We start from the raw sequence: 25,724 nt of genomic DNA on the forward strand, positions 1-25,724 counted from the left end.
GGAAACGATGTACCAACCAGAAAAACTAAAGGCTCGTAGAAAAGAGCTAAAAATGACTCAAAAAGATATTGCAGATCAATTAGGTATTACCTACCAAGCCTATTCCGCATGGGAACGTGGAGTAAAACAACCATCTAGAGAAAAAGTGCAACAACTAGAGCAGATTCTAAATGTACCGAAAGGCTATTTTACAGAGCTTGAAATTGCCCGACTATATAATATTTTATCAGATGAAGCTAAGGATCAAGCACTTAGTTATGTCAGAGGCCTAGTTCAAAAAGAAAAATGTAAGAACATTGTTTCAATGTCAGAAAAACTATACGAATATCATGTTTACGAAAAAATGTCTGCTGGTATCGGTTCATCAGTTTATAACGATCAAAACTATGATACTGTTTATTTTCATGAAGAACTAGCCCATGATTTCGCCTCATGGATTTCTGGTGACTCAATGGAGCCCAAATATCAAAATGGCTCTGTGGCTCTCATTCGTGAGACAGGATTTGATTATGATGGAGCAGTTTATGCCGTAGTCTGCAATAGCCAGACTTATATTAAACGAGTTTATCGAGAGGAGTATGGCTTAAGGCTGGTTTCTATCAATCCAAACTATAAAGATATTTTTCTTTCGTATGATGAAGATCCTAGAATTGTAGGAATTATTGTTGGTAATTTTGTACCAATGAAACTCTAACAACATTTTATTTACGTTGATTTTCTATTTCTGATGATTATGTAACAAAGAATATAGAAATCTTTTACTTTGTAACCCTATGCGCCACCCCTTTTAAAATTTAGACAAATTACAAATGTTACAAAAATATTTCAAAAACACTTGACATTCTGTAACATTGTAATATAATAGCTAATATAAATTTAGGTGAGGTATCATAATTATGAAAAAATGGACAAGTTTAGCACTTTTAGGCTTAACTTCTGCAACTCTACTAGTAGCTTGTGGTTCTAAAAAAGAGGAAAATAGTTCTTCTGTAAAAGAAACACAGACTTCTATGAAATCTGGTCAGAATAAAACAAATCAGTCTTCTAAAAAGAAAAATACAAAAGAAACTGAATCTAGTTCAGAAGAAACAACACAATCAAGTCAAACAACCACAGCGTCTAATACAACAAGTGGTGACAAAGCTACAGATTCATCTCAAATGGTTCCTGCAGAGCTGGTAGGGACTTGGACAGGTACAACTGAAATTGCGAAAGATGTCCAAATGACAGTGGCTGCGGACGGAACGGTCACTACGACAGCAAACTTTTATCAAGCAGATGTGAACCCAATTCGTACAGCAACGACTAGAGCAAAAGCTGTTCAAGCTTCTGGTAATATCTATTACTGGGAAACAGACGAACCTGGAGCTTTTGATGCCCTTCTTCCCGGTATTGCTGGACTTGGGGGAGCCAATGCCAAGGTAAAAGCCGGTTTCATTTTGGAAGAGGGACATTATACTCCGATTGTATTTGTAACAGGTCTCAATGAAGAGTTTGATTACAGCAAATACAATGATTTCCGTGTCTCACTCACAAAATAAAGACATATTCAACGCTCTTAAAATTGACAACACCCCAAAAGTTAGATTTTCCTATCTATCTTTCAGGGTGTTTTCTTATAACCTAATATACATAAGAAATCAAAACTTCATCGTTCTATTTCTACTTATTATATTGTTGAAGTGCTTTATTATATGCTTTACTGCCTTTTTGGTAATATTCATGTTCTATTCCAGATATATCTCCAAATTATTTATACTAATTCAATAGTGCTATTTCTTCTTGATACGTTCTCCATAACTCTTAATAATATGCTGGCAAATATTATAAAAATTATCCCCAAAACAATCTCCTCAAAAATTTGTAGATAGTAAGTAGATATAGTTTTCCCTTCTATCACTCCTTGAGCTACCTCAATCGATCTTGTTAGAGGCAGAAGCTTTGGAATAAATTGTAAAAAATGTGGTAAACGACTAATTGGAAAATTAGCACCAGTAAAAATTAATAATATCCTACTCGCCAGGTTTAACATCAAATTAACTTCACTCGTTACCAATATAAAACAGGAAAAAATATAACCAAAACTCATTGCTACAAAAGAAGCTACTAAAAGTACTATAAAAAAAGAAGCAATTAGGCCAATATTCCAACTAATTTTCAAAATCATACTGACTAATACTATGCCTATAGTTACCGAAACCATACTAGTCAACATGGAACTAATTGCACTTGAAAATAATATTGAGCTCAACTTCGTTTTTGAAGCAATTAGAAAACTCAATGTCCCATTATATCTTTCATCCATCAGTTGTGTACCAACACCAAACAAAGCTCCAAAAGATGTTATTAGTATCGCATTTCCAATCATCCATTTTTGAATATAATCAGTTCCGTAAATGTATCCGGCAATCAGAGAGAAAAGCAATGTTTGTGAAATTGGAGGAATTAGGTCAAACATCATATAAGTTTTCCAATCCGACATTATTGAGGATTGTTTATAAGAAAAGATGATCCTTCTGAAAAATCTTAAAATACTTTCCATCTAATACACCTCCAAAGTTGCATCAATTCTACTTTTCTTCTCTACACTGACAAAGGCAAAGTGAGCAATTATAAAATTAAATACAGTTAGTAAAGAGAGAATTGATATAACAATAAATATCTCTTTTGAATTTCCACCGTATACAGCAAGTTTAAATCCTTCCATTACCCATGTTGGAGATAAAATATATGAAATCCACTTTATATATTGGTTTATAAAATCTAAAGGGAATACCATTCCTGTTATCAAAAGTAACGGATACTCTATTACGTTCATTAACAAACGTGCACTTCTTGATAAGGTAAATGCTGAACACATCAGCATTCCTATACTAACGAAGGTCAATACTGCTAAGACAATCACAATTACTAATAAGCTAAAACTCTTAACAGCCATTATGCGACCAAATAATATCGTCACAAATATTACATTCAACAGAAATGCTGCTACTCCCCAAAGACTATTACCAAGTAGTTTGCCAAAAATAATCTTTTTAAAACCTGACGGTGATGTGAATAAAATAGGTAATGTCCCTAAATACTTTTCTCTGTTTATGTCCGCAGCTGACGAAAAACAGATAATAGTCCAAAATGAAGATAGAGAGGTTCCTAAAATAGCATATAAAGTAAATTCTTGATTGGATTTATTACTATACATTAGCCCTAAGAGAATAGCATTACACAGAGGATTAAAAAATAGACAATAGCGAAACGTACTTCTAGCTACTGCTTGCTTCATGTGTACAATAGCACTAGCAAAAATAACTTTCATACTTACGACTACCTCACTAAATGCAAATAAATATCTTCCAGTGTTACATCTATTTCTTTTTGTTCTTTCACTTTATCTTGAAGAATTTTTGTTCTATCTTCATCTGAAATTAATGATGCAATTTCTGGTAATGTACCACAGGTTACAATTTCGCCTTGATTAATGATTGCAATTCTATCACAAAGTTCCTCAGCTTCAGCCATATAATGGGTTGTTAAAAGAATTGTTTTCCCATTTTTAGCCAACTCTTTTATGATGTTTCTCAACTCAAGTGCTCCTACTGGATCAAGACCAATACTCGGTTCATCTAAAAAAATTATCTCAGGATCATTTAACAATGCTCTAGCAATCTGAAGACGTTGCTTCATACCTTTTGAGAATGTCTCTACTCTACGTTTTGCAAAACTATTTAACCCAACCTGTTTAAGTAAATCTGGAATCAAAATCAGTTGCTTCTTCCGAGGTATCTTATATAGATCCGCAAAATAAAACAAATTATCCTCAGCAGAAAGTCTAAAATATAAACTTCTTTCTCCTCCAAAAATGAAATTTATTCTCTCACGAATTTGTTGCTCATCTTTATAGATATCGAATCCGGATATTTCTACTTCACCTGATGTGGGAAGAAGCATTGTTGAAAGAATTTTTATTGTAGTTGACTTGCCTGCACCATTTGGACCTAGTAAACCAAAAACTTCTCCTTTCTGAATTGAAAGTGAGATTCCTTTTAAAGCTTCAAAGCAGTTTTTTTCCCCTTTTACTTCAAAGTTTCTTTTTAAATCTCTTATATATATCATTTTGTTTCTCCTATATATTAAATTATTAAATCGTCTAAATCATCTTCCCCCGAGTCTCTATACTGGACTCCTTAAAAATCAGCCTATATTCTTAGAGACTTCAAGCCTTTAGAGTATCTAAAGGCTTAGATGTACATCTAACATTTTAGCAACCAACAATAATAATCTCAATAAAAAATACCAATATTAAAACATTTAGTAAAATTTTTTCATATCATTGCTCCTTTTTCTTTTTAAATATTGTACAATAAATAATGAAATCTATAAAATTTGTTGTGAAAATGGGAATTTAAATGAAATCAAATCTCGGTAGAACACTTAGACAAGTGCGTCAAATGAAACAAGTCACCATAAGCTCCATTGCGGATAAACATTTATCTAAGTCACAAATTTCACGATTTGAACGAGGAGAATCCGAAATATCTTGTGCCCGCCTTATTAATATTTTAGATAAATTACATATCTCTTTAGATGAATTTCTTAGTCTGAATGATAATAATTACACTAGAACCGAATTATTTGCCAACTTAGTACAATACATCCGAAAAGAGTATTCATCACAGAATATCAAAAATATCGAATCATTACTCTCTAAACATTCTAACTACAATTTGAATCCTTTTGAGAAGACAATGATAAAATCAATTATCTATACTCTAGACAATAGTATTGCGCCTACAGAAGAAGAAATCCTTCAATTAATAGACTATCTCTTTAAAGTTGAAAAATGGGGGTACTACGAAATAATGTTATTAGGAAACTGTGTGAGAACAATAAAGTATAGCTCATACTTTCTCTTAACAAAAGAAATGCTGAACAATTATATTTATTCATCATTGAATAAATATAATAAGAAACTTGTTACACAATTAGCAATTAATTGTTTAATTTTAAGTATCGATCAAAGTGAATTTTTGAATTGTTCATACCTAATTTCTAAAATTGAGAAACTTTTAGAAAATGAATTAAATTACTATGAGCAGACCGTTTTCCTCTATGCGACAGGTTATTTCCAATATAAAAAGGGACAGACCTCTGGAATAAAAATGATGAAACAAGCAATTCAGGTATTTGATATTTTAGGAGAGGATAAAATAAAAACTCAATACGAAGAACACTACACTAAATATGTAAAAAGCAAATAACTTCTCTCTAGCAAAGTGCAGAAAGTCCTCAAACTATTTGGTACAAACAGACAAGTCCAAAATAGAAAGATCATCTATAATGCACTAAAATACACCTATTCGGTAAAATAGGTGTATATGATATTATTTGTAACCAAATTCTTTGAGGGCTTTCTCATAGGCTCTGCTACCCTTTAAGTAGTAGTCGTGTTTCATTCCACTAATATCAACAGAAAAGACGCCATCTCTATACGAATACTCTTCTGTCCTATTTGCAATATCTTGCCCAGTTAACTCAATGGTTTTCTTTTGTTTATAAATCTTAAAGTTATCAGCTTCTCCATGTTCAATGGAACCTTTATCACCTTTTATAGTGAATGCCAGCTCGTTTCTTTCACTTGATACCCAATAATATTCTCCATCCAAGGACTGTTGATTGCTATTAGAACATGCAATTAACATCACTGCCATTATTGAAAGTAGCAAAACACTTATAAATTTTTTCATATCCTTCGCCTCCTTTTGTAATATTATTTTACCAAAATAATATTACAAAATTGTGTCAATGTCTGTTATAATAGAAATTCCAATAAATGTCTGATATAACAGACATTAGTAAATTATAGAAAAAGATCTATATTTGGCTATAGTTTTACTAAATCTCTACGACTATAGATTAAAAATGTATACACTTCTATACAAATAGTAGAAAAGGACTCAGTCCTGTGCAATACAGAACTAAATCCTTTGGATATCCTATTTGTCTAACTTTTTTTGGGTCAGTACAATCTGGTTGCTAGGGCTTTATTATGCTTTATCTTACTAAGGATGATGATCTTTTTCAGGATTGCTCATAATCTGTGTAAATATTTCTTTATATTTATATTTCAGATATTTTTCGTGTAGAATGAACAAAGCTACGTAAACAATCATAAAAACAATAGATAAATACAGTATATCAAATGTACTATGTCCAAAATAAGTTGCGGACTCATAAGATCCAATAGCTCCTAAAACCAACCAAGGAATATACTTGTAATACTTAGTTACCATAACGAAGTCCCTCCTTTAATTAAACTAATGAGAATATCTAAAACTAAAAGTCATACCTGTACGTGTAGGATTATAAGGATCTAAGGTCATCAAAGTGCTAAATTCTCAAACCAACTTCTACCGCCAATAAACGTGGAAGTTAATTTGTCAAAACAATGCTATTAAAAAATATAAGGGAAAACTTTTTTGTTAAATAAGGTTATCGTTACTATTAACCAAATATAGTTTTTAGCCAATCAACTATAAGTGGTCTAAGTAATGGGATTAAGAATAGACCTACAATGATACCTAAAATAAATATTAGAGACATTTTTTTGAAGCTTCTTTTGTTCATCTATGGACACATCCCTTCTAACCTAAATAATCTATTTATTGAATTCGCTTTCAATACAACATTGTTATGCATTAAAGTCAAATAAAATAAACTATAATGTTATCGTATGTAATTGTATAAGTGGCCAATATCATAGTAAAAGGTCCTGATATAATTTATTTGCCAATGACAAAAAGTTATAAATATACCCATGAAACTTAATCCGTTAATTCTTAACAAAAACTAAGTAATTACATAAAAGAAACCCTTAGGCCTCTTTTTCTCCTTCAAACACTCTGTCACTGTCCATTTACTGTCCAATATAATGTAATACATCTATAAATTATTGATTTTATCGAATGCAAAATCGCTTAAAATCAGTATTTTGACAAATAACAAGACTTTAAGAATCTTAAATTAAGTCTTTGCATAAATTAACCCTTCGTCACTTATCAATTCCTCCCAGTTCTCTCAACCGTTCCTGTCCCAACTTCAACATCTCTTTTTCCACCTTATTCCATTTTCCAAATAGGCATTCGTGTAGGACTACTGCTGCTGATGTTTTGTCTACTTGCGAATCATAAACACACGATTGATCTCTTCGGTAAATTTGAACTTGATTAAAAATCTTGTCATTTTCTAACTCTCGTAAGTTATCAACTAAATGTTCTACAATTCCATCATGGTGCTCTTTGGGAGTCGCTCTCGCTTGACTTGGGTCTATTGCATGGAGCTCCTCATAACGTATCAAGGTACTGAGATAGGACAATTCTGGCTTGGTCGCAATTACTGCAAGTGAGACTTGGTAACCTCTAGTTGTCAATAATTGGGCCGTTTTTCGAGGAACTTCTGTTGTTCTCAAGGTACCCTCGATTAACAAATGATACCCTTGTTTACTCAACTCATCTACAAGATATTCAACCATTTGTCCCGCGAATACTTTGGTATAATCCACACTATCTTTGCCATACTTTTCCTGTAGGCCAAGGTAGTTCGGATGAAAAGAGCGATAACTATCTCCATCAATGATAATGATATTGCCTTGAAATTCCCTTTGTTTCACACGATGAATCGTTGTCTTACCAGCACCACTCTGTCCACCGAGCAAAATAGCTTTAGGCTGAGATAAGGTTGTTTTCCCACGAGTTAAAGAACGAACGAGTCGTTTGGATGCTCGTTCAAAATCATCTTGACTAAATTCTTCTAGTTTCATTAAGCCACCACCAGATGAGTAGCTTGTTCTAGCATACGTTCAATGCCATCCAAATAGCCATTATATCGCTCTACATCCTCAAAAGTTTCAACAAGATAAATCTTCGTGTTAATCAAATCAGAAAGATCATCGCTCATTAGAACCCAAGGATTATTAGCATCATCAAATGCAATTTCTAGTTCATCTTGAAAACGATAAAGTTGCGCTAAGATATTCGCCCCTCGTTCTTTAATCACTTCAATTTTCAAGGTTAGCTGGTAATCTTCTACTGGTGTGAGCAGTTTTTCCTCTCCTACAATATCGATATAGGAAACATTAAATTTCTGGCAAATACGATCTATTAATTCTGTCGAAACTGAACTTGCTCCATTTTCATAACGACTTAGGCTATTTCGAGAGATACCAACAATCTTTGCGAACTCAGGCTGGGTCAGGTTATGTGCCTTGCGCAACGTTTTAATATTTTCTCCGATCATGAGAGCCCTCCTTTTATTTATTTCTATTATAGCACAAAAAAGATAAACGCACCATTTTTGGTGCGTTGTTACTAATGGATAGAATACCACATATTTAGTCATTGAAGAAAAAGTACTATGAGGCTGTTCAAAAAGTCTTTAAGAATATACAAAAGTAAGAAAACTACAATCGAAAACATATTGGAGATATGAATCTATGATATACTAGTGATAATAAATAGTTATCGGTAGGAGAGAGATGAAAAAACTAAAAAAACAATTTATTTCTGATTTTAGTGCGGCAATGTTAGAAAATAATGCAGCAATTTTTGCTGGTGCAGGACTTTCTGTTCCCTCAGGTTATGTAAATTGGAAAGAATTATTACGGCAATTTTCTGATTCGATTGGACTAAATATTGATAAAGAGTATGACTTAATTTCAGTTGCCCAATATTACAAAAATTCTGCACAATCAAAAAATCAGATTTCACAAAAATTAATACAAGAATTTACAAAAGACTCTAAAGATAATAATTTGCTAACACTGTTAACGAGCATGCCTATTGAAACTTTTTGGACAACTAATTATGACCACTTAATTGAGGATAATTTGAAGAAAGCTGGAAAACGTGTAGACATCAAGATTGATAATAATGATTTGTCAATTACCCCTCCAAATATTGATGCGACTGTCTATAAATTTCATGGAGATATTTCTAGACCCTATGAGGCAATATTGACTCGTGATGATTACGAGAGTTTTGATAAGAGTCACAAACTTTTTATTCAAACACTCCGCGGAGATCTGATTAGTAAAACATTTGTATTTGTAGGATATAGTTTAAATGATCCAGATATTCAGCAAATTCTAAGCAAAATTAGATTATTAATCGGAGAAAATATTAGGATGCACTATTGTTTTAGGAAAAATTTGACCATTGATATGTTTGAAAATTCCCAAGACCCTGAAAGTGAATTAGAATACGGAAAGATAAAACAAGAGCACGAAATAAATGATTTAAAAAGATATGGTATTCATACTATTTTGATTGAAGATTATAATGAGATTGATGAACTATTTAATCAATCTTATAAGTTATATTTAACAAATAGTGTATTTATTGCTGGAAGTTGTAGAAATTATGGAGAATGGGATGAAGATAGTGCTACTGAGTTCCTATATCTTTTAGGATATAAATTAATTGCTAATGAAATTATAGTAGGTAACGGTAATATAGAAGGTGTAGGACCACAGGTGATTAATGGCGTAATGACCGCTATTAATGATAAAAATCTTGATATTTCGAAATATCTAAAAATTAAAACTCTCCCATTAATTAAAGGTAGCGATAAACATATTGATAGTTCGGCAAAGAAAAGATTCCAAGATAATATGATATCAGAAGCAGGTATAGTTATATTTGTCTTTGGAAATCAATACTATGACGGAACTTTATCTAACTCCAAGGGAGTACTAGAAGATTTTGACAGGGCTATAAAGCAAAATAGATTTATTATTCCCGTAGGTTCAACTGGTTGGAGCTCTTTAGAAGTATACCAAACACTTTTATCTGAAATTGATAAATATTCTTATCTCACTCCTTTTCTAGATAAGCTACTGATAGAAAAAGATCCTGAAATTTTATCTCAAACTATTATTGATTGCATTAAGCACATCAGAGATGCTTACATCATGGATAAACTTTAATAGTAAATCAGTATATAAAGGCTTTTTACTTTAATAAAAACAGAAGACTCACCATTTAATTTCAATTCGGTGAATCTCTGTTTTTTAGTTTTATATGTTTAATGTTCTCTAAGGCTATTTTGAACATTTATAGAAACGTCTTAATATATATTTCTTGGATGATTTCCAATATTTTAAAATGGTACTCCCCTTGGAAATCTTTCCTAAATAAACGTTCTTTTAATAGTCTAGTTATTGCGATACAAAACAAGATTTCATGTGTTAGTTTAAAATTCCCCAACCGTTTTTGCTTTCTCAAATATTGAGAGAAGTTATCTAGGATAAAAATAGCATCAATACTATTTACAGTAGTATGTCGAATTTGTTCTAATAAAAAATTACCAACATAACTGTCAATTGAAAAATTAGAAATATTTCTGCAAATAATATTGTTCAAATGCAGCAATATAAAGCGATCTACGATATAATCAGTTTCTTTTAACGATGATACCGTTAATAAATTATAATTTTTTAAGAAAGTATATTCATTAGGAATATCTTCTTTTTTTATTTTATACAATATTGGAAAAAAAGGAATCCTTTTCTTCATCGCATAATCTAGCTCTTTTATACACCATGCTTTGTTAAAGAATGTTTCATCGAATATAAAAATAATTCCATAATAATCAGCACTTTTATCGAGTACAGTATATAGATTATCAATTATTTCATCTCCAATGTTAATTTCAAATTTGTCAATCCAGGTTTTTAATCCTATTTCATTTAACGTATTATTCAGATTATTTACAAATTCATAGTAAATATCTCTTGAATAACTTATGAAATATTGAAATTCTCTCACATCTCTCTCCTACTGATAACTATTTATTATCACTATACAAAATGCTTAAATAAGTTTAAAATAACATGATTATTACTAAAGGAGATATTCATGGATTCTAAACTTATTTCTAATTACTTAAGTTACTGCGAATCGCATAAGCGTTTAAGCACACATACAATTCGAGCTTACAAAAATGATCTTTTACAATTTTACAATTCAAACTACAATAATGTTGAATCATATATTGAGTTTTTAACAAAATCAAATATAAAATCAAACACTCTACGACGAAAAATCGCAAGTTTGAAGGTTTTTTATAACTATTTAAAATTTCAAGATATAATTGATGAAAATCCTTTTAATCAACTACGATTTCAATTTCGGAAGGAAAAAATATTACCTAAAACCATTCCTTATGATATTTTAAAAAGTGTCTACTCATATTCAGAACAAAAAGTTATCTATTCAAAATCTAAATATCAAAAACAAAAAGCTGAAAGAAATTTACTAATCATTTCCTTATTACTTTCAACTGGCATTCGGATTTCTGAACTTTGTCATATTCATCTTAAAGATATTAATTTTTCAAATAGAACACTTCATATTATCGGGAAAGGAAAAAAAGAACGTATCCTCTTTTTAGGAGACCAAACAACCTTTAATTTATTGGAAACATATATAAATAAATACTACATCCGACCTAATGACTATTTATTTACTGGTCAAAATCCTCTTAAAGCACTGTCAGAACAAAGCGTACGTCTAATTTTAAAGAAGCTGGTTAAGAAAAACAACTTATCTATAACTATCACGCCACATATGTTTAGACACAGCTTTGCTACAATGCTACTGGATAAAGATGTAGATATTCGTTATATACAGCAAATACTTGGACATAGCTCTATTTCTGTAACTCAGATCTATACTCATGTGTCTCAATCAAAACAAAAAGAAATACTCACTCTGTGTAATCCCATATCTTCCATTCGTTCTCGACCACAAAAGTAAAATAACTATAGCTAAATCAAAGCAGTTTGATGATTCCCCTCTAGAAATTTTTACTCTACTAATTTTAAAAGAACAAGTATCTAATTTCATTATTATCAACAAAAGGTAGTTCTATATTTTTGAACTACCTTTTACATATTATAAATATTTTGTGTCTTCTGTTTTATTTAGATTTTGTGATTTTCTCTAGCCAAAGATACACTTTTTTATGAACAATCTTCCAGGAGAACTTTATCAATAATTTCTTATTTTAATTTAGGAAAACAATAACGATTCTTTACTTTTTTTGCGATTTCTATTCCATAACGATCAATCAATTTAATCATGTACTGAAGATTAGAAATGTTTATCCCAAATTGATTAGAAAGACGTCTAAAGCTCTCTCCTTGCTTTCTCAATTCATATATTTGAACTTTATCTTCATAAGTTAATTTCATAATAAAAGCACCCCAAAAGTTAGATTTTTTCTGTCTAACTTTTAGGGTGCCATTCAGAGTAGTCGATTTCTATCTATTTCCTTTATTTTTAACTTGAAATTTTCTAGCTTTTTTTAAACTTCCATTATTCTGTTTCATAGATATATTTTTAGACCGCTGATCAACTTTATGTTCTTTTTTAAAATTATTCTGCATAACTTTCTGGTTCATTTTCTATTCCCTTACTTTCCTTAAATGGATTGTTAATAAATAACAAATAAAATCCTACTAATACCGTAAATATATTTATCGTTATCCCTAGAATATGTATATCCGAATAAAACTGGGGAACTATTAAGAATACAATTGAAAATAAAGCATATAAGCTTGAATTAGTAGAATAGATTAACCCCATATTTTCATAGTTATATTCAGAATAAATCATTTTTTCAAACATATTACCAGATATACCAATAATTATAAATGATAATCCAAATAGCAAAAGCTTAATCAATGGAATTGGTATTACAAATACTAAAAATAAAAAGAAGCCCGATACAATATAATCAATAAAGAAAAACTTTTTATATGATATTTTTATCCTAGGTGCCACAAAAGCACCTGTCAAATCTGCTAATCGTTGTACTGCCAATACTAACCCAAGATACTGAATAGGAATTCCTTCCGATACAAGATATAAGGGGGCTAAAGTTAAAAGTAGATCTGTTCCGCCACTTAAAATTGACTCTGTAATTACAATAAAAGAGGCAAATTTTGATTCTCGAAAAGCAGAAATTGTGTCCAAAAGTTGAAAAGTTGATTCACTTTCGCTTTCTATATTTTCAGACATACCATCTGACTTTTTTTTATCAGGTATATCTAACCTGATTTTCAACATAAAGTATATCGCAGCTACAAAAAATGGAATACTCATATTGAAAACAACAAAATAGGACAACACTCCCAACAGTAATGAGGCAAACAGGTTACTAATAATGTCTAACACATTTGAAGCCATATACTGAACATCTATAGATTTGTTTATCGTTTCTTCATCATTTTCTAATGTTTCTGGAACAATCTTCATTTGTAATGTGTTAAGTAGATTTGTTGATAAACTAAACAAAAAATTAAAAATATAAAGATAAAAAACTTCAAAGCGATACCTTAAGCATAGAATAGTAATGAAAATTATAAAAAGTTGAAGAACTTGAAAAGTTACTAGCCAGACTTTATCTCTTTGGATTTTATTTACAAAACTTCCATAAAAAACGGCAAGTAAGTTAGGGATAAAACCTATTAGAGTAAATAAAGATAACTGACCAGCTTCAATATTATAAACTTTGATTAACCCAATCGACAATGCAATGAAGTAAAAACTATCTGCAATATTTCTAGAAGATCTACCTAATATCAAGTTTTTAAAGTTACTACTGAATTTTTCTAATATCATGTTGATATACCTCGAAATTCATACAATCGATTTGGATATAATTTGTTATATTTAATAATCCTGTCAAGGAATCCAATACTTTGTAGGAAATAATTGCTGCTGCCATATACGATATCGGTGAAATTACACTGTACGGTGTCTTACTATTTAAAATATGATCATCTGATATCATAAAATTCCCATAGAACTCTCTTAAAGAAATAGTTTCTCCAGGAATAATGTGCAAATAGTTTATTACTGTAGATGCGTAGGAACCCACTATAATTGGTTTATTATACTTATGTGCTAAATCATCAAACCAATAGTCAATTTCGATACTTGGAGTATCAGCACAACATAGTGCAATATCAAAACTATATGATTTAAAAAGTTTCTCTAAGTCATTCTTACATCTCAACTGTTTGGATATAGTCACAACTTTTGAATCAGAAATTGCTTGAATATTTCTTTGTATTACCTCTACTTTTGATTTACCTATATCAGATTTTTTAAAACCGCTTTGTCTAGTCAGATTTGATTCTTCTACAATATCAAAATCAACTATAATGAATCTCCCTACTCCTAATCGAGCTAATATTTCCACAACCGTAGAACCAATGCCACCTACACCGACAATTAACACTGTAGATTCTAATAGCCTTTTCTGATACTCACATGGATTTAAGTTTTTAGAAAGATCTATCCATTCAAAAAAGTTGATATTACGAGAGTATTTTGTATCATCGTATTGATTATTAGTTAACAATCCTTTTGATAACATAAATTTTACAATTTTTCGCTCTTCAATAGATAACTGTTGAATGTCAACATCCTCGTCTAACTTTTTAATCAAGTTGATATTCATCTCATTACAATCAATATCCCTCTCAAGAGAAACATTTCCAAAACCAAATTTTATTTTATCATTCAACACATAAGGCTGAAGAGTTCTCTTTACTCTCACTTAGATAACCTCCATTTTGAAAAGTAGTAATCTATACAAAACAGAGTTTGGAGTTAGTAAGCTCCAAACTCCAGTGTAATTAACGGCCTCCTACACGATGACCAGGGAATGTTTGTACTGCAACAACAGTCATTTTCTTTTCCTCCTTCTTCTACTACATAATATTAAAACTCACATTATTAAATAAGATAATATAGTTCCAACAATGTAGATATTTCCTTACTAAGTAAAGACAAAATAAGATATAAAAATACGATTTGCTAGCTTAATTTTCATCTGCGAATAATATTAGCTGGACCCGGATCAATTTCTGTAGCCATTTTATGAATTTGAGGTTTCCCTACAATCCCTAGCAGAATTAATCCAATAACTAGCACTGTAGCAATTTTCCTAAACAGACTTCTCATATATCTCTCCTTTAATTTTCTTGCATTTATTTTAGCACTCCAGCATCATGTTGTCAATATATTTTATAAACTTTTTTTATTTTTTTTTTATATAACTCATTTTTGTATCTGTGAAATATTAAAAAAACGATGCTCAATTGAACATCGTCTTCATTATTCTGCCATATTTGCAATGTAATGTTCGACTTTCAAAGCCATTGACATATTTTCATCCAATTTATAAAGAAAATGTGCTGTCTCAAAATATTCTTTTATCGAAATCTTAGAAGAAAAGTCCTTACTTACATTTCCCATCAATAAATACAAATCAGCTAAAAGATAAGTTGTTCTGTAAGCCTGACACTGCTTTATAGTAGTTGTGATTTTAGTAATAGCTTCTTCAATATTATTCTGCAGCCATAGATATCTACAAACGTTATAGTTGAACTTAATAAATAGTTCTAACTCTTCAAGTGTATTTAAATTGAGTTGATTTACTTGATACTCTAATGTTTCTCGAATCTCATCAAATCGCGTTAAATCTCCAATATCGTAATAAAAATTGAATAGAGTATTTGAAACTTGGAGATAGTTCATATCAGAAATACTTAACTGTGACAGCACCTTCTCCAATCTTTCAACTGCCTCCTCTTGTTGCCCATAGAAATAAAAATCTATCAGAGATTTTATCCACTCCATATAAAATTTATCTGCTAGAGATAAACGATGAGACTTTACATTTTCTAATTCATATATATATTTCAAAGACTCATAATTTCTATTTATGATAAATGTATGTGCTAATTTCTTAAACTCTGCTAACTCATCAACCTCCTCAACAATCTGCTCATCAAAAAAATAATCCATACTAACTTTTAATTTCTTAGCAAGTGCATGCAAAAAATCCGCCCCAGGAGTGAACTCTCCACTCTCTAATCGACTAATTTGCCCCTGTTTACAAATGCCTTCGGCCAATTCTCGCTGGGACAATTTTAATTCTTTTCGTCTATTTTTTAATCTGGTTGCTAATAATGTACCCACGTTTGGATATTCCTTTTCTAATTGGTTTTGACTTCAATTTTAATTGTAACATGATTAAATTAAAAATTCAAATATATGTCCATAAAGATACAAATTTTATATAAAAGGTGTCAAATGTTTTTTGATCTACCTCGTCTTCTTTTGAAAATAATCTACTCAAATAATTTCTAGATTGTCAAATTAAGTTAAACTTTTCATGTAACTCAGAAAAACATATATAGGGTTTGAGAGTTCAAGTAATTCCTAAAAGTCTTTGAAATTAAAAACGCATAATATCAGGTATTCAAAAAACTGATATTATGCATTTTATTTTAGTCTAAATTAGGGAAATTATTTCCAGATAAAGTTTTTGGCAAGCCTCTTATCTGTTTAAGGTACATTTCCCCATCGAAATGAGCGAGCTACTCTTATTAAACGATCAAAAGAGTTAGGTTTACCTAATTATGGTTTTCAAATATTCCGCCATACTCATGCGTCTTTAATGCTCAACGCTGGAGCAAATTGGAAAGAACTGCAAGAACGTATGGGACACAGATCTATTTCAACCACAATGGATATCTATGCGAAATTAGATCCTAACCGAAAGAATGAAGCAGTCGATATTTTAATAGAACGACTTGCACAAATTAAAAAAACTAATTAGAGACTATTATATTTAGCTATAATAAATCACTTTACAATTAATGTAAATTTTATAATGTTACTATAAAATTTTAGGTATACAAAGATCTATAGATACTTTATTGGTAAGATTAATTTTATAACATTACTACAGTTAAAAAAATCCTACATTATAGTTTCAATTGTAAAAAAACTCATTATTGATATAGGAATGTTCTCAGAGATTTTTCAACTACTTTTGTACAATGTAAGTCAAATACAAAATTACCTACTTAATAATAGTTTAGAATTTTTTCAAAAAAGGCCTTAATGGTTGAATTATATAATTTTTAACAGTATAATCAAGGTAGTAGCTTTATCAGGAGGTTCTATGCTACAATATAGCGGGTGGCACGGCACCACCAATAAAAGGAAAAATAAGATCCTATCTGCTGGTTTTTCTTATAAAAAATATGAACCTGGAATTAATAAACAGAGACATCCGAACGACTTGGGTAATGGTGTTTACTTTTTTCTGCCTTTTAATAACGATACTGGTAAAACTATTGCTTCTGCTTATGTAGCAAAGTATAAATCATTTGAACTAAGCAAACCTGGGGTTACGCCCGAATTAGTTAACGCCGAAATCACTATAAAATCTATAGACAATATTTTTATTTTAGATGACCCAACAAACCAAAGTCTATTAGATGAATATCGACAAAAGGCATATATTGAAATTGAACGTGAGATTGCAAGTATTTCAGATAGCGGAGCCAAAAATAGAGCTACTCTTCTTAACCAAAATCAAGGGTTAATTATTGAACTGCTACTTGATTTAGCGTCTCAGTATGGAAAGAATTTTAAAGCCGTACAGTCCAAAACATATACTGATATTTCATTTTTACCAGTGATTAACGGCAAGAATGGAGAAGAAATTTGTATCCGTGATTTAAATTGTATTACAAACATTTTATAAATAAGGAGGCTTTTATGAGTTTATTATCAAACTTTTTAGGAACTGAAGAATTTTCTTTGATGGATTCTCCAATGTTTCAAGAATTAGTTGAAAATATTAAGGCCAACAAAATCTATTCAGTAAACAATGAATTTGATTATTATTTGAATATGTCAGGAAGTCCTAAAAAATATAAAGATGAAATACATTTTACCTCTCAATTAGATAATCAAAATGATTTTTATGATTTGAATTCTATAAATAAAGTAGATGCAATGTCTAAATATATTATAAAAAACAAGAAATCATGTTTTTCATATTTCCCAATAGATTCTGAAAACTTAATTACAACAAAAGAAAGTAGTGAGGTGGCAGCTTAATGTCCTCTTTACAATTTAAAGATTATTTTTTAAATGAAGTATCATATCGAAGAAATCCTAGTTTTGATCAAACAAATAGTACTATTAATTTAAAACCTGAATTATCTGCACAAATTTTAATAAGAAAGTCTGAAAATCTTGCTTACGTTAACTTAATAACAAAGCAAGGAAATATACATTCAGATGATTCTGCTTTTGAGCTTATTGTAGATATTGTTGGAGAATTTTCGTTTATATACGACAAAACAGAATTTGATATTAGTTTTGAAACTTTTCTTAAAGAGAATGGTTTAGCAATTCTTTGGTCCTATATTCGGCCTATTGTATCTGACATGATCACTCGTGGTAATGAGTTCCCAAACTTCTTATTACCTGTCATTAACATTAAAAAAATGCTTGAAGAAAAAGATTCAATCAAGTTAACATACGAATAAAAATAGTGTAATGTTTTTCAAAGATCCAATGACGTGCTTTTTCTACTTTAATGTACATTTAGAAGGTCTTTAGGAAAATATAAATAAATAAGTAAAATTTGTGATGAAAATAAATACACCCAAAGAGTTTTGTATTATAGTGATGCAAGTTAAAACTCTACCTTTTTCACTACCTTTTTTGAAATAAAAATAATGATTCGGATATTTAAAAGAAGAGGAACTTTAGTGTGAAGTTCCTCTTTTTGTTATTTGTTATTTGATCTTTTACTTATAAATTGTAATACCTGTTTTGAACACCTCGTATTTGAATGAATTTCAATATATGCTTAATATCAATGTTTCCACATATTTTTAAGAAAGAAATATTTCATCTAATTTGAATAACTTTCAATTGAATGGTGTGAATTTTACCCTAAAAATAAACGAATTGAGCTAGATTTCACCAAAAAGTTCACACCATTTGAATTGTTACTGTTTTGTACTTTTTATAGATTTAGAATTCTTTGTTTTCAAATAGTTTAGTGTCAATGTAAAAAATTACTATTGAATAAATAACAGTTAAAAGTAGTTGAATGGTGTAGCTAATTATCGAAATATTCTTTGAAACAGGGTTTAAAATATTCAATACTCCTAATGGGCTAAAAGATAATAACAAGTTATTTTGGTCTAATAAACTTCTTGAAATCAGTTCTCCTAAACCTCTTAACAAAACAACTCCAACTAGGGTACTCGATAAAGAATTTGTTATCAAAAATAAACAAATAATTGTAGTACTATAAAAAATAGTTGTAAAAAACGTTGTAATAATTTGAATGAATCCGGCCGTAAAAGTAAGCATATTATCTGCAGATGAAGAGTAAGCTCCAACTTTAAAAAATCCAAATAGTAATGTTGTCGCTATAAAAGATGTTAAACTTAAAACAACTAAAATTAAGAATGAGGTAAAAATAGATGCTAACAATTTTGAAAACAAAATTTCTACTCGTTTAACCGGTGTGACTAACAATGATTTAATTGTTTTTTGCTGAATTTCTTGATAAAACGGTACTAATGCTACTATAACTCCTACTATCAAAGCAAATATCGAAAATGTATCGCTGGAGGTTTTAAAAACATTTCCAAATGAAGATTCTGGTGCAACCATTCTTAGATACAGTATCAATAGGGAAATGACACAAACAAACCCTCCAAAAACATAGAAAATCTTTTTCCCAGCAAATAATTTGAACAACTCAATCTTTATTAATTTAAGCATATCAAACCTCCATATCTCTCTGCATTTTGATAAAAATATCTTCAAAATTATTTTGTTTCTCAGAAAAATTTATGATGGAGATATCCTGACGTAATAACTCTGTGAGTAATTTCTCCTTTACCTCTTTCATTGATTCTATATCTAAAGATAACTCAAGTTGCTCTATTCTCTCAGAAAAAACAATGTTTAAGTTATTTAAGATAGACTTTGTAAGTTCTAAGTTATCAGTTTTCAACAACCAAACGTTCTTTATAGATCCAATTGATAAAAATTCTGTCTTTTTCCCTTGGAAAATTACTTTCCCTTGATTGATAATTGTAACTGTATCTACTAACTTACTTAATTCTTCCAATGAATGACTCGAAATTACAATCCCAACTCCTTTTTTAGACAATTCAATGAGCAAGTCTCTAAACTCTTTAATTCCTATGGGATCTAATCCATTGAATGGTTCATCTAATAATAAGATAGTTGGCTGATGGATTAAGGCTTGAGCAAGACCCAAACGTTGTTTCATACCTAATGAAAAACTAGATACTTTACAATCCACACTATTGTCTAAACCAACTAAATGCAGATAGTTTAAAAGATCTTCTTTTGATAAGTTTACTTCATCATAAAGACTGGAAATAAGCATTAAATTCTGTCTAGCTGTTAAAGATTCATAAAATGTAGGGTATTCAATGATTGTACCAATACTATTCAAATAGTCCTTTGATTTCCCATCAATTGATTTCCCATTGATTTTAATTTCACCAGATTCTTTTTTTACTAAACCTAAAATCGTCTTGAATATTGTAGTTTTCCCAGAACCATTTTGTCCAATGAGGCCCATTATTTCGCCACTCTGCAACTCAAATGACAAATCTTCAATTACTTTCTTTTTGTTATACGATTTATTTAGACCAATAATTTGTAATAGTGCCATTTTGTCTTCCCTTCTAGTTAACAACGTTTATATTCAACCATACTATTTATTTACTTATCTAAGGGAAATCCATCATAAATGATTCTTCCTCTATCCATAACAATAAATCTATCTACAAATTTCATGAAGCTATCTTCATGAAAAATACTTATTATTATCATGTTTTTTTTAATTGAATTTAAATATTCAAAAACTTTTTTCTCGGATTCTTTATCCAAACTACTTGTCGCCTCATCTAATAATAAAATTTCAGGATTACTTAGTATAGCTCTAGCTAATCCAACTTTTTGTTTTTGACCACCAGATAAGTTCTCTCCATTTTCTAGAAGAAATAGCCCTAGCCCATTTCCCTCTGATGTAAGTTCAAATAAACCAAATTCGATACAAATCCTATTGATTTCTTCATCTACAATCATTGAATTTCCCAAAGTTAAATTATCTCTCAGTGTCCCTTCAAATACATAGGGATCCTGACTAACGTATGCTAACTTACTTCTTATATCAGGTAATCGATCTTTTGAAAGCTTTGTCCCCTCATAAATAATCTCTCCCTTCTTTGGATTAATGAGAGTACCTATCATTTTCAATAGTGTAGTTTTCCCAGAACCATTTGTTCCAGTTATTCCAATAATTGAACCTGTATTTATTGTAATATCAATGTTATCGAGACTTTTATTAACTAAATTATATTGATAATCTACATTCTTTAGCTGGACTGTTTTTATCTGTTTAGTAAAACTTTTATTAGATTTACTGTCTGAATATTCCTTCTCGATTTCTAAAATATCAGTAACTCTTCCAATAGAAACTAATGTATTTTGAAATTCTCCAAATGATTTAATAATATTTTTTACAGGTATGATAAAAAAAGTAGTTAGTGATTCAAAAGCTACTAATTCGCCTAATGAGATAGTATCAGATATAACTAATTTGCTACCTATCCAAATAATTATTAATGTACCTATTGACTCCACTAATACAACCAAAGAGTTTAAAATATTTTTTAAACTTAAAATTTTAAAAAGACCTTTAGAAAGTTCTAGAGTTGTATCATGGAATTTATGAATGAATCTTCCTTCTCCCTGTTGTAATTTTATAGTTCCAATTCCAGATAATACTTCATTAATTATTGTTAATAAATCAGAGTGCTCTTTTTGTACATTTCGATTAACATTTTTCAATGGTGAAATAAAGATAATTGTAATAAATACATAAATAACTAATATTACAACTACCGACATAAATAAAATTGGACTAATAGAGCACAAGATGATTGCCCCTACTATTGCTAATATAGTGTCTAAAACCATTGACAAAATCATATTAATTCCTTGATTTTGAATTTCAGTAATATTATGAAACCTCGATAATATACTTCCCGAATCAGCTCTATCTATAAACTCTAGCGGTAAGCCAATCATATGACTGAAGAAAAGTAACATCAAGTTATTATTGATTCTTTCGGCCATTTTTGCTAATACAAAACCATTTAATAGGCTAATTATTAACTGACAAAAATAGAGTATGACAAGAACCAATAATAATAAATCGATTCTTGAGATAATTTGACCTAAAATTCCGTCAAAAGTATTTGACTTTCCATTATTTAGTATCATATTATCTATAACATTTTTATAAAAGAAAGCTCCAGCTATTGAAATTAATGATATTCCTAAAGAATATAAAATTGTGTAAAAAAAATTTTTCCTCTCTGAGGCTATGACATTTATAAGTTTAATATAATTTTTATTAAACTGATTATTATCCTCCCAAGAATCATTTTTTGAAAAAGTTAAAATTGAACCTGACCACTTCTTATTAAATTGTTCAAAAGTTAATACTTGTTTGCCCTCACCAGGATCAAATATAGTAATTTTTGAATTGCTATATTTATAAACCACAACAAAATGCCCTTTTGAATGATTATTTAAAAAATGTGCAATAAAAGGAAGCTGTAATCTATTATTTTTTAATTCTTCTAATAACTCATCAAATGTACCATTTAAGGCTGTTGAAGTTAACCCAAATTGCTCCCCTACTATCCCAATTGTATAAAAGTTAGAGCCCGATTTGTCAACTTTCATTTTTTCCCTTATCAAAGACATAGGAGCATTATTCCCCCAAAAATGTATAATGGAGGTTAAGCATGCTGCACCACAGTCTTGAGCATCATGTTGCATTACTCCTCTAAAATAATTTTTCATAAGTTTTCCTCAAAATAATATTTTCACTAGTAATACTATAGCAACCCCTAATATCCACTTTTTAAGAAAAAAGCCACTTGAAAATAATCAAGTGACCTAAAGATTATGCACGAACGATTGTTTTATGACCTCTATATCTTCTCTCATGGTCATATGCTGTAGCTTTGGCGGTTTCAACAAATATATGGTCATGACTGATATAACCACAAGTCAGACAAACCCAAACTGCTCCACCAACGACAGTCTGTTGTTCTTTTACAGACATTTCTTTCATGACTGCAACCTCCTTTATAATTTTTTTATTATTACTACTTTATGTCACCCTTTTTCAAATATATTATACAAAAAAATGAAAGGGTTTACAAGAAATTGACGGTTATAGAAACTATAATTCTCATCACTTTGAACATTAAAAAGGAGAGAACTAATTTAGTCCTCTCCAGATTGTAACTTTTTATCAACCCACTACAGTTGACAATGAGCCTTTATTATTAATTTGACCCTAAGTCTTTTTCTACGATTCTTAATCCGATTGGAAAATCATCTTTTCCCAATTTTAATTTCTGTTTCTCAATCAACTTAGCATCCTTGAGACTATATTGTAATAAATGTTGATCAGTAGCTAGATACAACTTATTTTCATTTGAAATTGTAAAAGAATTTATTTCCTCTGGTGTTTCACCTGAATTGTCATCCAACACAATCGCTTTTATAGTTTCATTTTGTAAATCAAGAACAGATAAAATATTCTTTCCTTCTACCTCGTGCTTGACGACAAGGTAATGATTATCTGGACTTGGATAAAGCATATTAGGATAAGGATTGGGTAAGGTAAATAATTTCCTTTCTCCAGTGTGCAAATCGACTGACAACAATTGGTTTCCTGCCACCTTCTCAAAAGTATCTGTATCACGAATTGCAGAGATACTTACGAATGCCCTATCTTTGACAATTGCCAAGCCTTCTAACATTTCAACCTTTTTACCATCTGAAGTTAATCGAATTCTATCTTTTTCTTTCCAATGCTCTTTTTCATTTAGTACTATTAAATCTGAATCCAACACGCCTTCTGGACGATTTCGTTTTGGATCTTGATAAGCAATCTCAGCATATACGTTAGAATTATTTGCAACAATCTGACTCGAAATTGCTGTCATTTGGTTAAATTTTTTCTGAAAAACTTGCTTTCCATTAAGAGAAAAGACTGTTAATATTCCTGAGTTTGCATCTGTTTGAGCAGTATAAAAGTAATTAGAAGAGATACCTGATCCCATCATTGCATAATTCTTAGTATGATTTTTCCTTATCTCGCCTTTGGAAAAATCAATTGAAATGATATTTTGATGATCTATTGGTGCAAAATCATCACCTTCAGTTACGATCATCTTATCACCACTGTTTAAACACGAAAACCAGAGATTAACATACGTTGCTACATCAATTTTTTCTACTCGATGTAACTCGAGCTTATTCTCTTTCTTAGTATATGATTGAATACTTTTTGAGGTGACCAAGTAAAGATTCGATTCTGGATCAACTTGAAACATTGGTGTTTGGACCTTAGAACAAGAAAGCAAAAGGAAGAATAGAAATAAAATCCCAAAAAGATAAGAGCGTTTCATATATCATTCCTACTATCTATTTCTGTATACAATAGTTGTCTTAGAATTTTTAACAAATTCACCCGGATGAATTGCAATTGCTGAGCCAATATCATTGTCACTTTTATTCAAATCGATTCCTGATGTGTAGTAATACGCAGCCCATACAAGTTGAGAACAATAAAAACTATTTGTTTGTCGAGCATTCCAAAAATTTAAATTATAGGGTTTTCCTACCTGCTCACCTGCCCAATGACCGGCATTCCAATCTTGTTGAATAGTTGTTGTCTTTACTCCTACTTGCCAAACAGTTCCTTGAGTCCACTTTCCTTTTCTTAATCTTACAGGACTATTACTATTAGCTGCCTCTGCAACAGAGTAATTTTTTTGTGGCGCAATTATTCCAGCATGCCAAGTATTAAAGGGGCCTACCCCAAAACCTTGATCTGTTACACAAATTAGACCGTCTCGCCAGCTCCACGAACCAACACTTGTCCGTTCCATTGTTTTTAAATCACCTAATACAGGAGCATTTAGACCGTACTCTTTATATTCCATTTCTTTATTTGGAATATCATTTAGAATACTTTGTTCTTTATCGCTACTTTCGGTATTACTAATTGTATCTACATTCACAATTTTTATATTTTGAAAACTAAGAATGAATACCATCGACATTATGATTATTCTTGTAAATTTTCTCATTTTTTTCACCTAATGAAGCATAATCTTTTAACTGATTTAGCGGAATACATAATTCATCTTTTCTAATTCACGAATTTAATTTTGATACACTCTTTATATTATGTTATCAACTCTTATTTCTTGAAATTTAAATCACCTCTATCCATTTCTTGACTCACTTTCTCACCAAGCATAATTTTTCTCACTGCATGTAACCATGGCTCCTAATAATTCCTCTGGTGTCAGTTTCGTCAAGCCTCCATAGGTTGGATCCTGTACATGTGTATCGGGGTCTAGATAATAGATTGCTGAGATGTCCTTGGTCAACAGCCTCGCCATAAGCAATCCCATCATTTGACAGTGCGGTAGGTGTAAAGATTTTCCCATCTGGATAAGGGATAGAAATAGAATTTTTTAATAAATCTTCTGCCTTTCTTTCCTCGAACCCTATTTTCCTGGATACATTGGCACTACCGGATGGAGATTTTTTTGTGGCCCTACAAGTGTGCAAGCTGATAAGAGAATGATAATACCAAGGATGATAAAACTGAAAAATTTTTGTTTGAACGAATCTTTTTTCATCAGCCTATACCTCCTGGATAGCTATAAAAGATAATCTAGAAGATCCTACCAT

The 25,724-nt window shown here is 30.4% G+C and carries 27 protein-coding genes and 2 pseudogenes; 9 read left to right on the plus strand and 20 right to left on the minus strand.

What is annotated here, in order from left to right; all coding sequences use genetic code 11:
• The first annotated feature begins 7 nt into the window (after positions 1–7).
• Together RIN70_RS08915 and RIN70_RS08920 are read left to right on the plus strand one after the other, a co-directional pair.
• Complete coding sequence (locus tag RIN70_RS08915) at positions 8–694, plus strand: XRE family transcriptional regulator (protein ID WP_313790541.1); 687 nt, start codon at positions 8–10, stop codon at positions 692–694.
• A gap of 202 nt (positions 695–896) precedes the next feature.
• Positions 897–1,541 (plus strand): hypothetical protein, encoded by a 645-nt coding sequence (locus RIN70_RS08920; protein ID WP_313790542.1) that lies wholly within the window; start codon positions 897–899, stop codon positions 1,539–1,541.
• A gap of 212 nt (positions 1,542–1,753) precedes the next feature.
• Here RIN70_RS08920 and RIN70_RS08925 read toward each other — a convergent pair whose 3' ends face one another.
• From RIN70_RS08925 to RIN70_RS08935, 3 genes are read right to left on the minus strand one after another with little or no spacing between them, the layout of a single operon-like run.
• Complete coding sequence (locus RIN70_RS08925) at positions 1,754–2,542, minus strand: ABC transporter permease (protein ID WP_313790543.1); 789 nt, start codon at positions 2,540–2,542, stop codon at positions 1,754–1,756.
• Positions 2,543–3,313, minus strand: a complete 771-nt coding sequence (locus RIN70_RS08930) for an ABC transporter permease (RefSeq protein ID WP_313790544.1) — start codon at positions 3,311–3,313, stop codon at positions 2,543–2,545.
• An 8-nt stretch (positions 3,314–3,321) separates the two neighbouring features.
• Positions 3,322–4,110, minus strand: a complete 789-nt coding sequence (locus tag RIN70_RS08935) for an ABC transporter ATP-binding protein (protein WP_313790545.1) — start codon at positions 4,108–4,110, stop codon at positions 3,322–3,324.
• Positions 4,111–4,403: 293 nt separating this feature from the next.
• Between RIN70_RS08935 and RIN70_RS08940 the strand changes: the two genes are divergently transcribed.
• On the plus strand, positions 4,404–5,255 hold the full coding sequence (locus RIN70_RS08940; protein ID WP_313790546.1) for a helix-turn-helix domain-containing protein: 852 nt from the start codon (positions 4,404–4,406) through the stop codon (positions 5,253–5,255).
• 123 nt (positions 5,256–5,378) lie between these two features.
• On the opposite strand, the gene RIN70_RS08945 is transcribed toward RIN70_RS08940, so the two are convergent.
• The 4 genes from RIN70_RS08945 to pezA all read right to left on the minus strand — a co-directional run bounded on the left by RIN70_RS08945 (position 5,379) and on the right by pezA (position 8,289).
• A complete protein-coding gene (locus RIN70_RS08945) occupies positions 5,379–5,741 on the minus strand; it encodes a hypothetical protein (protein WP_313790547.1) in 363 nt (120 codons plus the stop codon).
• Between the two features lie 315 nt (positions 5,742–6,056).
• Entirely contained in the window at positions 6,057–6,287 is a 231-nt protein-coding gene (locus tag RIN70_RS08950) for a hypothetical protein (RefSeq protein ID WP_045760127.1), read from the minus strand.
• A 758-nt stretch (positions 6,288–7,045) separates the two neighbouring features.
• Complete coding sequence (pezT, locus tag RIN70_RS08955) at positions 7,046–7,813, minus strand: type II toxin-antitoxin system toxin PezT (protein ID WP_313790548.1); 768 nt, start codon at positions 7,811–7,813, stop codon at positions 7,046–7,048.
• On the minus strand, positions 7,813–8,289 hold the full coding sequence (gene pezA, locus RIN70_RS08960; protein WP_003004882.1) for a type II toxin-antitoxin system antitoxin PezA: 477 nt from the start codon (positions 8,287–8,289) through the stop codon (positions 7,813–7,815). The genes pezT and pezA overlap by 1 nt, the downstream gene beginning before the upstream one ends.
• 238 nt (positions 8,290–8,527) lie before the next feature.
• On the opposite strand from pezA, the gene RIN70_RS08965 reads away from it, so the two are divergent.
• On the plus strand, positions 8,528–9,976 hold the full coding sequence (locus tag RIN70_RS08965) for an SIR2 family protein (protein WP_003004884.1): 1,449 nt from the start codon (positions 8,528–8,530) through the stop codon (positions 9,974–9,976).
• Between the two features lie 127 nt (positions 9,977–10,103).
• On the opposite strand, the gene RIN70_RS08970 is transcribed toward RIN70_RS08965, so the two are convergent.
• Positions 10,104–10,817 carry a toll/interleukin-1 receptor domain-containing protein gene (locus tag RIN70_RS08970; protein WP_003004879.1) on the minus strand — a complete coding sequence of 238 codons (714 nt, stop codon included), beginning with the start codon at positions 10,815–10,817 and terminating at the stop codon, positions 10,104–10,106.
• Between the two features lie 90 nt (positions 10,818–10,907).
• Between RIN70_RS08970 and RIN70_RS08975 the strand changes: the two genes are divergently transcribed.
• Positions 10,908–11,807, plus strand: a complete 900-nt coding sequence (locus tag RIN70_RS08975) for a tyrosine-type recombinase/integrase (RefSeq protein WP_313790549.1) — start codon at positions 10,908–10,910, stop codon at positions 11,805–11,807.
• A 248-nt stretch (positions 11,808–12,055) separates the two neighbouring features.
• Here RIN70_RS08975 and RIN70_RS08980 read toward each other — a convergent pair.
• The 4 genes and pseudogenes from RIN70_RS08980 to RIN70_RS08995 form a co-directional block, all read right to left on the minus strand.
• Positions 12,056–12,244: pseudogene (locus RIN70_RS08980) on the minus strand (IS3 family transposase); the annotation flags it as partial.
• Positions 12,245–12,428: 184 nt separating this feature from the next.
• Positions 12,429–13,676 carry an MFS transporter gene (locus tag RIN70_RS08985; protein WP_313790550.1) on the minus strand — a complete coding sequence of 416 codons (1,248 nt, stop codon included), beginning with the start codon at positions 13,674–13,676 and terminating at the stop codon, positions 12,429–12,431.
• Entirely contained in the window at positions 13,654–14,619 is a 966-nt protein-coding gene (locus RIN70_RS08990) for a HesA/MoeB/ThiF family protein (protein ID WP_003002955.1), read from the minus strand. Before RIN70_RS08990 ends, RIN70_RS08985 begins: the two co-directional genes overlap by 23 nt.
• A 560-nt stretch (positions 14,620–15,179) precedes the next feature.
• Positions 15,180–16,046 (minus strand): helix-turn-helix domain-containing protein, encoded by an 867-nt coding sequence (locus RIN70_RS08995; protein ID WP_313790551.1) that lies wholly within the window; start codon positions 16,044–16,046, stop codon positions 15,180–15,182.
• Positions 16,047–16,434: 388 nt separating this feature from the next.
• On the opposite strand from RIN70_RS08995, the pseudogene RIN70_RS09000 reads away from it, so the two are divergent.
• From RIN70_RS09000 to RIN70_RS09015, 4 genes and pseudogenes are all read left to right on the plus strand, one after another.
• Positions 16,435–16,689: pseudogene (locus RIN70_RS09000) on the plus strand (tyrosine-type recombinase/integrase); the annotation flags it as partial.
• A gap of 348 nt (positions 16,690–17,037) precedes the next feature.
• Positions 17,038–17,625 (plus strand): hypothetical protein, encoded by a 588-nt coding sequence (locus RIN70_RS09005; RefSeq protein ID WP_003002986.1) that lies wholly within the window; start codon positions 17,038–17,040, stop codon positions 17,623–17,625.
• Between the two features lie 14 nt (positions 17,626–17,639).
• Positions 17,640–17,984, plus strand: coding sequence for a hypothetical protein (locus tag RIN70_RS09010; protein WP_003002962.1), 345 nt, complete (start codon positions 17,640–17,642; stop codon positions 17,982–17,984).
• Positions 17,984–18,418: a protein-export chaperone SecB gene (locus RIN70_RS09015; RefSeq protein ID WP_003003041.1), complete on the plus strand. Its 435-nt coding sequence runs from the start codon at positions 17,984–17,986 to the stop codon at positions 18,416–18,418. The genes RIN70_RS09010 and RIN70_RS09015 overlap by 1 nt, the downstream gene beginning before the upstream one ends.
• A gap of 493 nt (positions 18,419–18,911) precedes the next feature.
• Here the strand turns inward: RIN70_RS09015 and RIN70_RS09020 are convergent, their stop codons facing one another.
• The 8 genes from RIN70_RS09020 to RIN70_RS09055 all read right to left on the minus strand — a co-directional run bounded on the left by RIN70_RS09020 (position 18,912) and on the right by RIN70_RS09055 (position 25,672).
• The gene (locus RIN70_RS09020) at positions 18,912–19,673 is read right to left on the minus strand and encodes an ABC transporter permease (protein ID WP_003002964.1); all 762 of its coding nucleotides are present in this window, start codon (positions 19,671–19,673) and stop codon (positions 18,912–18,914) included.
• A gap of 1 nt (position 19,674) precedes the next feature.
• Positions 19,675–20,601 (minus strand): ABC transporter ATP-binding protein, encoded by a 927-nt coding sequence (locus RIN70_RS09025; protein WP_003003024.1) that lies wholly within the window; start codon positions 20,599–20,601, stop codon positions 19,675–19,677.
• A 50-nt stretch (positions 20,602–20,651) separates the two neighbouring features.
• Positions 20,652–22,805, minus strand: a complete 2,154-nt coding sequence (locus RIN70_RS09030) for a peptidase domain-containing ABC transporter (RefSeq protein WP_313790552.1) — start codon at positions 22,803–22,805, stop codon at positions 20,652–20,654.
• Positions 22,806–22,908: 103 nt separating this feature from the next.
• Entirely contained in the window at positions 22,909–23,079 is a 171-nt protein-coding gene (locus tag RIN70_RS09035) for a hypothetical protein (protein ID WP_003003030.1), read from the minus strand.
• 217 nt (positions 23,080–23,296) lie between these two features.
• Positions 23,297–24,427 carry a hypothetical protein gene (locus RIN70_RS09040; RefSeq protein WP_313790553.1) on the minus strand — a complete coding sequence of 377 codons (1,131 nt, stop codon included), beginning with the start codon at positions 24,425–24,427 and terminating at the stop codon, positions 23,297–23,299.
• A gap of 12 nt (positions 24,428–24,439) precedes the next feature.
• Positions 24,440–25,111: a YiiX/YebB-like N1pC/P60 family cysteine hydrolase gene (locus RIN70_RS09045; protein WP_313790554.1), complete on the minus strand. Its 672-nt coding sequence runs from the start codon at positions 25,109–25,111 to the stop codon at positions 24,440–24,442.
• Between the two features lie 162 nt (positions 25,112–25,273).
• Positions 25,274–25,429, minus strand: coding sequence for a hypothetical protein (locus RIN70_RS09050; RefSeq protein WP_164905602.1), 156 nt, complete (start codon positions 25,427–25,429; stop codon positions 25,274–25,276).
• Between the two features lie 108 nt (positions 25,430–25,537).
• Entirely contained in the window at positions 25,538–25,672 is a 135-nt protein-coding gene (locus tag RIN70_RS09055) for a hypothetical protein (protein ID WP_003003109.1), read from the minus strand.
• Positions 25,673–25,724: the final 52 nt, after the last annotated feature.

Source organism: Streptococcus parasanguinis (assembly GCF_032163505.1).
In the GTDB taxonomy this organism is placed as follows: domain Bacteria; phylum Bacillota; class Bacilli; order Lactobacillales; family Streptococcaceae; genus Streptococcus; species Streptococcus parasanguinis_V.